The sequence below is a fragment of the Pseudomonas rubra genome (assembly GCF_028656935.1).
Classification (GTDB): Bacteria; Pseudomonadota; Gammaproteobacteria; order Pseudomonadales; family Pseudomonadaceae; genus Aquipseudomonas; species Aquipseudomonas rubra.
The window spans coordinates 40,085-53,287 of sequence record NZ_JAMDGZ010000004.1; the positions used below are offsets into that span (position 1 = coordinate 40,085).

The following is a 13,203-nucleotide window of genomic DNA, read 5'->3' on the forward strand; positions in this document are numbered from 1 at the left end:
GCACGATCAAGGATTGTTTCTAGATTTTTAAATTATTGATTTATAAGGATTAAATTTTATTAAAAAGCTGGCATAGGCCCTGCAGCGGTATTCATACCCCTGCTGCCAGGATTTACGGCGCAGACTTTTCGAAAAACAGGAGTGTCTTGTATGAAGAAGTTCGCTATTGCTGCCGCTACTGCCACCGCCCTGACGTTGACCCTGGCTAACGCGGCATTCGCCCAACAGCCTGCCCAGGCTCCGCTGACCGTTGCTGCTGGTGAAGTGACCAAAGCAACCGAAGCGACCTCCGACACCTGGATCACTACCAAGGTCAAAGCTGACCTGATGACCGAAAAAGGCATCCCGGGCACTGACATCAAGGTTGAAACCAATAAAGGCGTGGTCTCCCTGTCTTCGACGGTAGCGCTGACTGATTCGCAGAAAGAGATGGCGGTTGCCATCACCAAGAAAATCAAAGGCGTCAAAGCGGTATCGGCTGACGGCCTGAAAGCCGACTAAGGTTTGTCCCGACTCGCTGATCCTTACTGGTTCATGCGAAAGACCAAAAGGACTTGGTCTCCCTAAGCCCCGGCACTGGTTGCCGGGGCTTCTTTGTCAGGAGAGGAATAATAGCGGTGGGAGCGGCGATGCGGCGACCCGACTTGCCCCGCGATAGGTGCCTACTTTACTCCGCATCCAGATGCAGCGGTGAAATCACCCGCCCATCCGCCTCGGCCTGGCCGAGGCTGGCGTCGACGAAGTACACCCGGTCATCCGCCAACTGGCCTTTGTCCACCAGGTAGTCCTTGATGCTGCTGGCCCGGGCCTGACCCAACTGGCGCAACAGCAGGGCGCTTTCGCCCCAGGACTTGAGTACCGCATCGCGCATCTGGGTAGTGCGCTGCTCTCGGTCCAGCTGTTCCCACTCGGCCGGTGGCTGCTGCTTCATACGGGTGCGGTAAATGCCCTCGAGCATTGCCGGCTTGTCGCCGTCCGGGACCTTCAGGTCTGACGCCTGGGCAGGCACCTTGTCGCCGCGACGCTGGAGGATCTTGTAGTAAGTGGCCTGGTACTCACGCTCCAGGCGTTGCTGGGCAATCAGGGGCCCGTCGCTGCTCTGGGCGCTGGTGCCTTCGATTTCCAGGCGCAGGGCAGGACGCTCCTTCAGCGCGTTGGCAAGTTTGTCCAGGGCGCTTTGCGCATCAGCGCTCAGGTCGCTGGAGCCAGCGACGAAGGCCACGTTGCCCAGGTCTTGGGCATCACCGCCGCTGACCAGTCCGCCAATGAACTTGAACGGCGCTTGGGCCGCACGCATCACCAGGTTGCGCAGGGTCTGCCAGACGATCGGCATGACACTGAACTGCGGGTCGTTGAGGTCGCCGGTCACCGGCAGCTCGATGGAGATCTTGCCGTCGGTGTCCTTGAGCAAGGCTACTGCCAGGCGAATCGGCAGGTCCACGGCATCCGGGCTATCGACTTTTTCCCCCAGTTGCAATTGCTCGACCACCACCTTGTTCTCGGCCTTGAGCTTGCCCTGGGTGATCACGTAATGCAGGTCGATGTTCAGCCGGCCCTTGCGGATGCGAAAGCCTGCGAACTTGCCTGAGTACGGAGTCAAGGTGGTCAGCTCGACGCGTTTGAAGCTGGTGGCAATGTCCAGGGCGGCCATCGGGTCGAAGGGGTTCAGCGAGCCTTTGATGGTCACCGGGGCATAACGATCGACCTTGCCCTTGATGTCGATTTTGGCCGGTTTTGGCTGGCGGTTGTCGATGGTGCCGATCTGGCCATTGAGCTGCTGGATGGCCGTGGCGAAGTTCGGTGTCAGGCTGAAGTCGGCAAAGTTGGCCGAACCGTCGTTGATGTCGATTGCACCGATGCGGATGCCCAGTGGCTTCTCGGCCGCAGCCTTGGTGGTGCTGGGGGCTTTGGCTTGCGCCGTGGCCGGTTGCGCGATCAGCAGGTCATCGACGTTGGTGGTGCGGTCTTCGTTGATCATGAAGCGCGCGTAGGGTTGCTTGAGGGTCACCTTGCCGATGCTCAGGGCGTCACCGTGGCGGTACGACAGGCCGTCGAGATTCAGCTGCTGCCATTTGACGAAGTCGCGGTCCTTGATGGTGTCCAGGGTGTGCAACTGGTTGACCTGGGCCTTGCCATCGATACTGAAGGCCAGTGGCGTGGTGCTCTTGAGGTCGACGTTGAGGTCGCTGCCAAGCATGCCACTGCGCAGTTCCAGGCGAATGTAAGGGCTGATGTAGGCCTGGGCGATACGCAGGTCGATGTCCTGGGTGCTGACCTTGAGCTTGGCGCTGACCGGTGCCAGATTCACTTCACCGGCGGCCTGCAGTTTGCCCTGTTTACCCACGCCGGTATCGAGCTTGAGGGTGAAGGGCGACTGGTTGAGGCTGTCGAAATTCTGCAGGTCTAGGTTCAGCGGGCCGACGTCCAGGGCCACTGGCTCTTTCTGCGAGCGGTCGGCCAGGTGCACCTGATAATTGCGCAGTTGCACGTCTTTGAGCAGTACCTGCCACGGCTTGCTCGGCGCTTGGGCTGCGGTCTGTTGCTCGGCGTCCGCTGTAGCGGCGGCGGGCTCGGCTTTTTCTTTGGGCGTGGCCTTGGCCGGTTGGCTGGCGAACAGCTTTTGCCAGTCGAGCTGGCCATCGGACTCCACAGCCGCCCAGGTTTCGAGCTTTTCACTGCGGATCTTGCCAACGGTGACCAGTTGCTTGGCCAGGTCAATCGAGGTTTCGCTGACATCCAGTCGTGCCAGGCGGGCCAGCGGCCGGCCATCCGGGGCCTTGATGGCAAAGGGCGCGATGCTTACCGAAGTGTTGTCCAGCAGCAGCTCGGTTTCTTTGGACAGATTCAACTTGTAATGGGTATCGAGGCTGACCACGCCTTCTTCGAGCACCAGTGGCACGGCATCACGGACATACGGCCAAAAGGCCTTCATCTTGCCATCGGTGACCTTCAAGGTGCCTTCGGAGGCGAGCGGTACCAGGCTGAAGGTGCCGCTCCAGTCGATACGGCCGCCGGCCGGCCCGATAGCGACCAGCGACATGTCGGTGCTGTCCTCGGGCAGGGTGCTGAGGTTTTTCAGCTCCAGGTTCATCGAGTCGTAGAGGAACTCGATCGGCTCGCTCGGGCGCAGGTCCTGGAAATGCAGGTAGCCTTCGCTGAGCTTGATGCTGTCGATGCGCAGCGGGAACGGGTCGCTGGCCGGTTCTTGCGGTTTGGGTTCGCTGGGCGGCAGCTTGAACAGCTGGGCCAGGTTGAGGCTGCCGTCCTTGGCGAACAGCAGCTCGGTGTGCGCCTTGTCCAGCTCGACCCCGGCCAGGTGCAAGGCACCGGTCCACAGGCTGTCGAGCTGCAGGTTGGCGTACAGGCGTTCGAAGCCGACTTGCTCCTTGCCCGGCTCACCGATCTGCAGGCCCCAGAGGGTCAGTTCGAGGCTGAACGGGTTGAGTTCGATCCGTTGCAAGTGCGCCGGCACCGTGGCGTAGCTGGCTAGTTGCTGGTTGGCAATACGCAGGGCAACCCCTGGGAGGATCAGAAAGCCTAGCAGGCTGTACAAGGCCACTGCGGCCAGCATGGCGCCGAGGGCGCGTTTCAATCCTTTGGGCATGTGTGGCGTCGTCTGTCTCGAACGGAGGTGGTTGGAGTATGGCACGTAAAAACGGTTCCGAAGCTACCCCGTATATTTGCGATTTTTTGTGTCAGAGCTGAAGAATCAAGGTCTTCAGTGGCGGTTGAGCGTCCTGTGACGGAAAGTCGCCGGCGGGTTTGAGCACCTGCCAGTCGCGTACCGGGCGCCCGGCTTTTTCGGCGCAGCGCAGCACTTGCTCGCGCCAGTCGTCGAGGCTGACCTTGGCCAGGTTGTTACAGCAGATCAGCACGCCATCATCGGCGGTGCTCAACAGCGCCGGCTTGAGCAGGCTCTGATAGTCGCGCAGCAGGTCGACGGTGCCGAAGGCGCTCTTGGCCCAGGCCGGCGGGTCGAGCAACACCAGGTCGAACTGACGCGGCTCCAGGCGTGGGTACGCTGGCAGCTTGTGGCCGCGGCGCTGGCTGACCGGTAGGCCGGCGAACTGACGGATTGCCGGGAAGTAATCGGACTGGATAAAGCTCATCGGCAGCAACTGCGGGTTAAGTGTGCCGTTTTCCTGGCCCACGGCCAGATTGCCCTCGGCGAAGTCCAGGTTGCACACCTCGCGGGCGCCACCCGCTGCGGCGCTCAGGCCAACGCCACAAGTGTAGGCGAACAGGTTGAGCACACTTTTGCCGGCACTGTGCTGCTTGACCCAGCCACGGGCGTTGCGCAGGTCGAGGAACAGCAGCGGGTCTTGCCCGGCATGGCGGCCACGCACCCGGTAGTTCAGGCCCCATTCGTGGCCCACATGATCGGCCAGCGCGGCCTCACTGGCCTGATACACCGGATCGCGGCGGTCAATGCGGCTGTTGCCCTGGGAACGGTCGTTGTAGACCAGCAGCAGTTCAAGGCCCAGATTCGCCTGCACAGCGGCGTGCAAGTCCAGCAAGGTGCTGGTGTCGAGGCTGTTGTGGAAACTCTGTACCAGTAGCTGTGGACCGTAGCGGTCGATGGTCAGGCCGCTGGCGCCCTCCTGGCTGCCATGGAACAGGCGATAGCAATCGGTGCCCTGGGCATGCAGTTCGGCGAGAAGGCCCTGACGGGCATCGAGGGCGGCGCGCAGCGCCTGATTCAAGAGGGACATGCACGTGGCCTTGGTTTGCGGACGTGCAGTTTATCAGTTCAAGACCGGGGAGGGGCCGTTGCAGCCCCTCCTGCGGTGATCAGCGTTCGATCGCCAGGGCCACGCCCTGACCACCGCCAATGCACAGGGTTGCCAGGCCCTTGCTGGCATCACGCTTGATCATTTCATGCAGCAAGGTCACCAGCACCCGGCAACCCGAGGCACCGATCGGGTGGCCCAGGGCAATGGCGCCGCCGTTGACGTTGACCTTGCTGGCATCCCAGCCCAACTCCTGGCCCACCGACAGGGCCTGGGCGGCGAAGGCTTCGTTGGCTTCGATCAGGTCCAGGTCCGCCAGGTCCCAGCCGGCCTTTTCCAGGCAACGGCGAGTAGCGCTGACCGGGCCGATGCCCATGATCGCCGGATCAACCCCGGCGTTGGCGTACGCCTTGATCCGGGCCAGGATCGGCAGCCCCAGTTGTTGCGCCTTGGCTGCGCTCATCAGCAGGACCGCTGCCGCGCCGTCATTGAGCGAGGACGCATTGCCGGCAGTTACCGTGCCGTCTTTCTTGAATGCCGGCTTGAGCTTGCCCAGCGACTCGGCGGTGGTGCCGGCCCGTGGCTGCTCATCGGTGGCGAAAGCAATCGGCTCGCCTTTGCGCTGCGGAATCAGGATCGGGGTGATTTCGTCGACGAAACGTCGGGCTTCGATGGCAGCGGCCGCCTTTTGCTGCGAGGCGGCGGCGAAGGCGTCTTGTTGTTCGCGGCTGATGCCGTACTTTTCCACCAGGTTCTCAGCGGTGATGCCCATGTGGTAGTCGTTGAACGCATCCCACAGGCCATCGCTGATCATGCTGTCGATCAGGCTGCTGTGGCCCATGCGCAGGCCGGTACGGGCACCGGGCAGGACATAGTTGGCCAGGCTCATGTTCTCCTGGCCGCCAGCAATGATCACCTCGGCATCGCCGCAGCGAATCGCCTGGGCCGCTAAATGCAAGGCTTTGAGACCCGAGCCGCAGACTTTGTTCAGGGTCATGGCCGGTACTGCATGGGGCAGTCCAGCCTTGATTGCGGCCTGGCGTGCCGGGTTTTGACCGGCACCGGCGGTGAGCACCTGGCCGAGGATGACTTCGTCGACCAGTTCGGCATCGATGCCGGTCTGGGTCAGCAACTGGCGGATCACCGCAGCGCCCAGGTCGACGGCGGGAATATTGGCCAGCGCTCCCTGGTAGCTACCGACAGCGGTACGGGTGGCGGCAACGATAACGACATCTTGCATGGCGCGGGTCCTCACTCTTATTGGATTTGGCGTCAGAACGGCTCAGGCCCGGGGGCCTGGATAGACCGGCATGGTGGCATAGATGGCCGGGCGAGGGCTATTGCTGCCCGGCTCAGGTCAGGCCCATGCGCCGGCGTGCGCGATGGGCCGAGCCATCGCGCATGGCCCAGCGCAGCATCGCCGCCGTGCTGATGACACCCTGGCGGATCAGCCGGCGTTGCAGTGGATTTTGACGCAGCTCGAGCATCTCGCTGGCCCACCCGGGCAACAGCTCGATACCGGCGCGCAGCATCAGTGCGCCCACCGGTTGGGCCAGGCGGCTGGGTGCTGGCGCATCAAGCAGCACCTGCACCACTTCGTGACTGCGGGCGTCGCAGATCAAATGCGGGCGCATGTCCTGCAGGTAGTCGGCGATCTGCTGGCGTGAGTGCGGTACATCGCGGGCGCCCAGACGTTCGGCAATCAGGGCGATCTCGGCGTAGTAAGCGTCCTGATCGGCCAGCGACAGGTTCGGGTTGCGATAGCGCATATGCGCCGCCAGAAAGCTGCTGACTTCGGCCACGTGCACCCAGGTCAGCAGGTCCGGGTCGCTGGCGGCGTACGGCCGGCCATCGGCGGCGCTACCGACCACCTGCAGGTGAATGGTGCGCACTTTTTCGATCAGCCAGTTGGCATCTTGCGTCGAGCCGAAGGTGGTGCCAGAGATGAACTGGCTGGTGCGTCGCAAACGGCCGAGCAGATCCTGGCGAAAATTGGAGTGATCCCAGACCCCGGCCAGCGCCAGCGGGTGCAGCAATTGCAGCAGCAGGGCGCTGATGCCGCCAATCAACATGCTCGGGAAGTCGCCATGCACGCGCCAGCTAATGCTGTCCGGGCCGAACAGGCCGGGGTCGCCCTTGGGGTTTTCCAGGTCCAGTTGCCCCAGGGACAAACCGGTCAGGCTCATCACCTGGGTTTCGATACGGCGGCGAATCGCTTCCATGGTTACCTTGTCTTCAAGGCAGCCAGACGGCGCTGCCGTATTAAGTGTTCAGGCGTTTGTCGATCAAGCCCTGGACCACGCCCGGATCGGCCAGGGTCGAGGTATCGCCCAGGTTGTCGAGCTCGTTGCAGGCGATCTTGCGCAGAATGCGGCGCATGATCTTGCCTGAGCGGGTCTTGGGCAGAGCCGGCGCCCACTGGATCAACTCGGGCTTGGCGAAGCTGCCGATTTCCTTGCTGACCAAGGCCAGCAGTTGCTGCTTGAGGCTGTCGTCCGCGTTCACCCCGTTCATGGGCGTGACGAAGGCGTAGATGCCTTGCCCCTTGAGATCGTGAGGGTACCCGACAACAGCGGCTTCGGCGATGCTGTCGTGCAGTACCAGAGCGCTTTCGACCTCGGCGGTGCCGATGCGGTGGCCGGAAACATTGATCACATCATCGATACGCCCTGTTATCCACAGGTCGCCGTCCTCATCGCGGCGGGCACCATCGCCGGTGAAGTAATAACCCGGCAATGGCTTGAAGTAGGTATCGATCATGCGCTGCGGATCGCCGTACACGCTGCGGATCTGCCCGGGCCAACTGGCCTTGATCGCCAGCATGCCGCTGCCGGGGCCTTCGATCAGCTTGCCTTTGTCATCCAGTAGCACCGGTTGCACGCCGAACATCGGCTGGGTGGCGCAGCCGGGCTTGACCCGGCGGGTGCCCACCAGCGGGCTGATCATGATGCCGCCGGTTTCGGTCTGCCACCAGGTGTCGACGATCGGGCAGCGCTGTTCGCCCACGGTTTCGAAGTACCATTCCCAGGCTTCCGGGTTGATTGGCTCGCCGACGCTACCGAGCAAGCGCAGGCTCTTGCGCGAGGTGTTTTTCAGCGGGGCCTGGCCTTCACGCATCAGCGCACGCAGGGCGGTAGGCGCAGTGTAGAAAATGTTCACCTGGTGCTTGTCGACCACCTGCCAGAAACGCGAGGCGTCCGGGTAATTGGGCACGCCTTCGAACATCAGGGTGATCGCACCGTTGGCCAGCGGCCCGTAAACGATATAGCTGTGACCGGTTACCCAGCCGACATCGGCGGTGCACCAGAACACCTCACCCTCTCGGTAATCGAACACGGTCTTGAAGGTCAGTGCTGCCTGCAGCAGGTAGCCGGCGGTGGTGTGCAGCACGCCTTTGGGTTTGCCGGTGCTGCCGGAGGTATAGAGGATGAACAGTGGGTCTTCGGCGTCCATGGGCTCGGGTGGGCAGTGGTCGCTGACTGACTTGATCGCCTGGTGGTACCAGATATCGCGGCCTTCGCTCCAGTCGATCTGGCCACCGGTACGTTTGATCACCACAACAGTGCTGACCTGCGGGCAACTGAGCAGGGCCTTGTCGACATTGTTTTTCAGCGGCACTGTCTTGCCGCCGCGAATGCCTTCGTCGGCGGTGATCAGTGTGCGGCAGTCGGCGTCGAGAATCCGGTCGCGCAGGGCATCCGGCGAGAAGCCGCCGAACACCACCGAGTGAATGGCGCCGATTCGGCTGCAGGCGAGCATGGCGTAGGCCGCTTCCGGAATCATGGGCATGTAGATGCACACTCGGTCGCCTTTTTTCACGCCGCGTTGCTTGAGCACATTGGCCAGGCGGCAGACCTGCTGGTGCAGTTCGCGGTAGGTGATGATGCTGGAGTCGGCGGGGTTGTCGCCTTCGCGAATGATCGCCGGTTGCTCACCACGGGTGGCCAGGTAGCGGTCGATGCAGTTGTAGCTGACGTTGAGTTGCGCGCCGTCGAACCAGCGTGCCGCGCCTGTCTTCATGTCACTGTGCTGGATACTGCTGAAGGGTTTGAACCAGTCCAGGCGTTGGGCCTGCTGCGTCCAGAATGCTTCGGGATCTTCTATTGACTGGCGATACAGGCGCTCATAGTCCGCCTGGCTCAGTTGCGCCGCTTTGCTGACAGCATCGGCGTGGGGAAAGACGCTGATATCGAACATGGCAGGGTCCTGTCGCGTCGTGAGCGTCAGGACAGTGTAGACCTCATCGCGGGGCAAGCCCGCTCCTACTGTAGGAGCGGGCTTGCCCCGCGATCCAACTTAGCCGCGGTGACGGCTGCGGAAGAAGTTGATCAGGCCCTGGGTCGAGGCATCTTCGGCAGCCTCTTCGATACCACCGGTCAGGCGCTGGTACACGCCCTTGCCCAGTTCCTTGCCCAGCTCCACGCCCCACTGGTCGAAGGCGTTGATCCCCCAGATGACACTCTGCACGAACACCTTGTGCTCATACATCGCCACCAGCGCGCCCAGACGACGTGGGCTGATGCGCTCGACCACCAGGGTGTTGCTCGGACGGTTGCCCGGAATCACCTTGTGCGGCGCCAGCTTCTGGATCTCGGCTTCGGCCATGCCTTTGTCGCGCAGCTCGGCTTCGGCCTCGCCGCGGGTCTTGCCCAGCATCAGTGCCTGGCTCTGCGACAGGCAGTTGGCGTACAGCCACTGATGGTGGTCGGCGACCGGGTTGAAGCTGACCACCGGGACGATGAAGTCGGCCGGAATCAGCTGAGTGCCCTGGTGCAGCAACTGGTGGTAGGCATGCTGGCCGTTGCACCCCACGCCACCCCAGATGACCGGGCCGGTGTCGTGGTTGACCGGCGTGCCGTCCTGGCGGACGCTCTTGCCGTTGGACTCCATGTCCAGTTGTTGCAGGTGCTTGGTGATGTTACGCAGGTAGTGGTCATACGGCAGGATCGCATGGCTTTGCGAGCCCCAGAAGTTGCCATACCAGACGCCGAGCAAGGCCAGCAGCACCGGCATGTTCTGTTCGAACGGGGCATTCTGGAAATGCTGGTCCATGGTGTAGGCACCGGACAGCAGTTCCTTGAAGTTGGCGGTACCAATGGCCAGGGCAATCGGCAGGCCGATGGCCGACCACAGCGAGTAGCGCCCGCCGACCCAGTCCCACATCGGGAAGATGTTTTCTTCACGAATGCCGAAGGCGATGGCCGCGGCCTTGTTGCTCGATACGGCAATGAAGTGTTTGTACAGCTCGGCTTCCGAGCCACCCTGTGCCAGGTACCAGGCGCGGGCGGCCTGGGCGTTTTTCAGGGTTTCCAGGGTGTTGAAGGATTTGGACGAGACAATGAACAGCGTGGTCTCGGCGCGCAGCTTAGCCGACAGTTCGTGGAACTCGCTGCCGTCGATGTTGGCCAGATAATGGCAGCGCACACCACGCTGGGCGTAAGGCAGCAGGGCTTCGGAGACCAGCTCCGGGCCGAGGAAGGAGCCACCGATGCCGATGTTGACCACGTCGGTGATCGGCTTTTCGCTGTAACCGCGCCACAGGCCGTCATGAATGCGGCCAACCAGTTCGGTTACCTGGTTGAGGACCTTGTGTACCTCGGGCATTACGTTGATGCCGTTGACGCTCAACTTGTCGCCCACCGGCCGGCGCAGGGCGGTATGCAGGGCCGGGCGGCCTTCGGAGGCGTTGAGGATTTCGCCGGCGAAGAGCGCCTTGATAGCCTCTTGCAGGCCGACTTCGTTGGCCAGGCCCACCAGCAGGTCGCGGGTCTGGCTATTGATCAGGTTTTTCGAGTAGTCGAGGAACAGCCCGCAGGTACTCAGGGAGAATTCTTCGAAACGCTTTGGCTCGGCAGTGAATGCGTCGCGCATGCTGAAGTCCTGCATGGCTTCGCGGTGCTGCTGGAGCGCCTGCCAGGCCGGCAGGGCGGTAACATCATGAGGGGTGCGGTAGTACGCCATCGCTGCAGGTTTCCTTAATGCGTGAACTGCCTTGGACACTGGAAACAGCGCCCCGTTTGCAGGCTGATGCCAATTATAGGCATGCAGCCTGCTTTACAGGGAGAGGTCAGGTCAGCAGCTGGCCGGGTTACTGGTCGTCAAGGTTCAGGTGCAGGTTGTCGATCAGGCGGGTAGCGCCAAGGACAGCGGCTACCAGGATCACCAGATCGCGGTCTTCGGCGGTTGCCGGGCGCAGGCTCAGGGCCTGGCGGACTTCCAGGTAGTCAGGGCGAAAGCCTGCCGCGGTCAGTTGTTGCTGACCGTTGGCGATCAATGCCGGATAGTCGCGTTCGCCCTGTTCGATGGCTGCGGCCATCTGGCTCAGCAAGCGATACAAGGCTGGTGCTACAGCGCGTTGTTCATCGCTCAGGTAGCCGTTGCGCGAGGACAGCGCGAGGCCATTCTCGGCGCGCACGGTCGGCTCGCCAATGATCTGGATCGGCATGTTCAAGTCGCGCACCAGCGCTCGGATCACCGCCAGTTGCTGGAAGTCTTTCTGGCCAAACACCGCCAGATCCGGCTGGACCATGTTGAACAGCTTGCTGACGACGGTGGCCACGCCTTCGAAATGGCCCGGACGACTGGCACCACACAGCCCTTCGGACAACTGCGGGACGCTGACCCGGGTCTGCCCGGCCATCCCATCGGGGTACATCTCTTCGACGGTCGGGGCGAACAGCAGGTGGCAACCGGCCTGGAGCAGTTTCTCCTGGTCGGCGGCGAGGGTCCGCGGGTATTTGTCGAGGTCTTCGCTGGGACCGAACTGCAGAGGGTTGACGAAGATACTGGCAACCACGAAATCGACCCGTTGCGAAGCCTTGGTCACCAGCGCGGCGTGGCCGCTGTGCAGGTTGCCCATGGTCGGCACGAAACCGATGCGTTTGCCCTCACTGCGCGCCCGCGCCACGGCGGCGCGCAGTTCGCGGACGGTCTTGACTGTATTCATGCACTGAACCCGTGTTCGCTGCCGGGGAAGCTGACATCCTTGACGGCGGCTACGTAAGCCTTGAGCGCGCCTTGAATGTCGCTCTGGCCAGCCATGAAATTCTTCACGAACTTCGGCACCCGGCCGGTCAGTGACAGGCCGAGCATGTCATGCAACACCAGCACCTGGCCGTCAGTGGCGCTACCGGCACCGATACCGATGACCGGAATGCTCACTGCCTGGGTGATTTCGGCAGCCAGTTCAGTCGGCACGCATTCGAGCAGCAGCATGGCCGCGCCAGCCTGCTCCAGGGCGATGGCGTCGGCACGCATCTGCCGGGCCTGGCTTTCCTGGCGGCCCTGGACCTTGTAGCCGCCGAGAATGTTCACGGTCTGCGGGGTCAGGCCCATGTGTGCGCACACCGGCACGCCACGCTCGGCCAGCAGGCGGATGGTCTCCGCCAGCCAAGCGGCGCCTTCGACCTTGACCATGTGTGCGCCGGCCTGCATCAGCGCGCCGCTGTTGGCGAAGGCCTGCTCGGTGGTGGCGCAGGCCATGAACGGCAGGTCGGCAAGAATCAGCGCACCTTCGTTGCCGCGTTTGACGCAGGCGGTGTGGTAGGCCATCTCGGCATTACTGACTGGCAAGGTGCTGTCATGGCCCTGCAGGACCATGCCCAGGGAGTCACCCACCAGCAATACTTCCACGCCGGCACGGCTGGCGGCCTGAGCAAAGGTCGCGTCGTAGCAGGTCAGCATGGTTATTTTCTCACCCTTGGCCTTGAGGCTCTGCAGGGTGGTCAGGGTTACTTCTGGCATGAAAAGGAATCCTCGTTCAGGCGCTGTGAAAAACGGCTGCGTACAACGCATGTATTCATCTTCTGGAACAGCACATCATCGATCGTGGTGTTTGAATTACGACCTGTTCCAGGCCTATATACGCCTTTTTGCGGCGCTCGGGGCGCCACGGGACGCCTATAGTCGTGAGCGAGGGGGCTGAAGTCAATTACCCTGTTACCGCATTGTTACTATTGCGCTGTTACGGGCGTTACCGGCTGGGGGAACGCCCGGCTACAGGCGTTCCAGGCCGACGAACGGGCAATCTGCCAGTAATTGGGAAAGGGGCCGCTGATCGGCCAGGCAGAAGTCTTCGGGGACCAGTTCGGCCAACGGGTAGAGGACGAACGCTCGTGCCTGCATGTGGTAATGCGGCACTTTCAAGCGTGGCACATCGATGACCTGGTCGCCGTACAGAAGAATGTCCAGGTCGAGCGTGCGCGGCCCCCAGCGTTCCTTGCGCTCGCGACCCTGGTCGGCCTCGATGGCTTGCAAGGCATCGAGCAGGTCGAGGGGGGGCAGTGACGTGTCCAGCGCCGCCACGGCGTTGGTGTAGCGCGGTTGGCCTGGCGACAGCGAGTCGCTGGTGTAGAAGGCCGACACGCCGGCCAGGACGCTGGCGCGCAGTTGCCCCAGCGCCTCGACGGCGCTGCGCAATTGCTGCTCGGGGTCAGTCAGGTTGCTGCCCAGGCCAATATAGACGCGGATCATG

The 13,203-nt window shown here is 62.5% G+C and carries 10 protein-coding genes; 1 reads left to right on the plus strand and 9 read right to left on the minus strand.

The genetic code is table 11. From position 1 onward, the window contains the following. The first annotated feature begins 150 nt into the window (after positions 1-150). Positions 151-501 (plus strand): BON domain-containing protein, encoded by a 351-nt coding sequence (locus tag M5G17_RS02460; RefSeq protein WP_273891412.1) that lies wholly within the window; start codon positions 151-153, stop codon positions 499-501. A 166-nt stretch (positions 502-667) separates the two neighbouring features. On the opposite strand, the gene M5G17_RS02465 is transcribed toward M5G17_RS02460, so the two are convergent. The 9 genes from M5G17_RS02465 to folK all read right to left on the minus strand — a co-directional run bounded on the left by M5G17_RS02465 (position 668) and on the right by folK (position 13,202). Beyond that, entirely contained in the window at positions 668-3,649 is a 2,982-nt protein-coding gene (locus M5G17_RS02465) for a DUF748 domain-containing protein (protein WP_476453921.1), read from the minus strand. Between the two features lie 46 nt (positions 3,650-3,695). Further along, complete coding sequence (locus tag M5G17_RS02470) at positions 3,696-4,712, minus strand: class I SAM-dependent rRNA methyltransferase (protein ID WP_273891414.1); 1,017 nt, start codon at positions 4,710-4,712, stop codon at positions 3,696-3,698. Between the two features lie 79 nt (positions 4,713-4,791). After that, positions 4,792-5,970, minus strand: a complete 1,179-nt coding sequence (locus M5G17_RS02475) for an acetyl-CoA C-acetyltransferase (RefSeq protein ID WP_273891415.1) — start codon at positions 5,968-5,970, stop codon at positions 4,792-4,794. 112 nt (positions 5,971-6,082) lie between these two features. Next, positions 6,083-6,952: an oxygenase MpaB family protein gene (locus M5G17_RS02480; RefSeq protein ID WP_273891416.1), complete on the minus strand. Its 870-nt coding sequence runs from the start codon at positions 6,950-6,952 to the stop codon at positions 6,083-6,085. Between the two features lie 40 nt (positions 6,953-6,992). Beyond that, on the minus strand, positions 6,993-8,927 hold the full coding sequence (gene acs / locus M5G17_RS02485; protein WP_273891417.1) for an acetate--CoA ligase: 1,935 nt from the start codon (positions 8,925-8,927) through the stop codon (positions 6,993-6,995). A 99-nt stretch (positions 8,928-9,026) separates the two neighbouring features. Continuing rightward, positions 9,027-10,691 (minus strand): glucose-6-phosphate isomerase, encoded by a 1,665-nt coding sequence (gene pgi / locus M5G17_RS02490; RefSeq protein ID WP_273891418.1) that lies wholly within the window; start codon positions 10,689-10,691, stop codon positions 9,027-9,029. 127 nt (positions 10,692-10,818) lie between these two features. Further along, entirely contained in the window at positions 10,819-11,676 is an 858-nt protein-coding gene (gene panC / locus M5G17_RS02495) for a pantoate--beta-alanine ligase (protein ID WP_273891419.1), read from the minus strand. Continuing rightward, positions 11,673-12,473 carry a 3-methyl-2-oxobutanoate hydroxymethyltransferase gene (gene panB / locus M5G17_RS02500; RefSeq protein WP_273891420.1) on the minus strand — a complete coding sequence of 267 codons (801 nt, stop codon included), beginning with the start codon at positions 12,471-12,473 and terminating at the stop codon, positions 11,673-11,675. Before panB ends, panC begins: the two co-directional genes overlap by 4 nt. A 252-nt stretch (positions 12,474-12,725) precedes the next feature. Then, entirely contained in the window at positions 12,726-13,202 is a 477-nt protein-coding gene (folK, locus tag M5G17_RS02505) for a 2-amino-4-hydroxy-6-hydroxymethyldihydropteridine diphosphokinase (RefSeq protein ID WP_273891421.1), read from the minus strand. Between the last annotated feature and the right edge of the window lies 1 nt (position 13,203).

Excerpts from the sequence above, each read along its gene's own strand:
- M5G17_RS02460 (WP_273891412.1), top strand. The coding sequence starts at position 151 with ATGAAGAAGTTCGCTATTGCTGCCGCTACTGCCACCGCCCTGACGTTG.
- M5G17_RS02470 (WP_273891414.1), bottom strand. The coding sequence starts at position 4,712 with ATGTCCCTCTTGAATCAGGCGCTGCGCGCCGCCCTCGATGCCCGTCAG.
- M5G17_RS02475 (WP_273891415.1), bottom strand. The coding sequence starts at position 5,970 with ATGCAAGATGTCGTTATCGTTGCCGCCACCCGTACCGCTGTCGGTAGC.
- M5G17_RS02480 (WP_273891416.1), bottom strand. The coding sequence starts at position 6,952 with ATGGAAGCGATTCGCCGCCGTATCGAAACCCAGGTGATGAGCCTGACC.
- acs (WP_273891417.1), bottom strand. The coding sequence starts at position 8,927 with ATGTTCGATATCAGCGTCTTTCCCCACGCCGATGCTGTCAGCAAAGCG.
- pgi (WP_273891418.1), bottom strand. The coding sequence starts at position 10,691 with ATGGCGTACTACCGCACCCCTCATGATGTTACCGCCCTGCCGGCCTGG.
- panC (WP_273891419.1), bottom strand. The coding sequence starts at position 11,676 with ATGAATACAGTCAAGACCGTCCGCGAACTGCGCGCCGCCGTGGCGCGG.
- panB (WP_273891420.1), bottom strand. The coding sequence starts at position 12,473 with ATGCCAGAAGTAACCCTGACCACCCTGCAGAGCCTCAAGGCCAAGGGT.
- folK (WP_273891421.1), bottom strand. The coding sequence starts at position 13,202 with ATGATCCGCGTCTATATTGGCCTGGGCAGCAACCTGACTGACCCCGAG.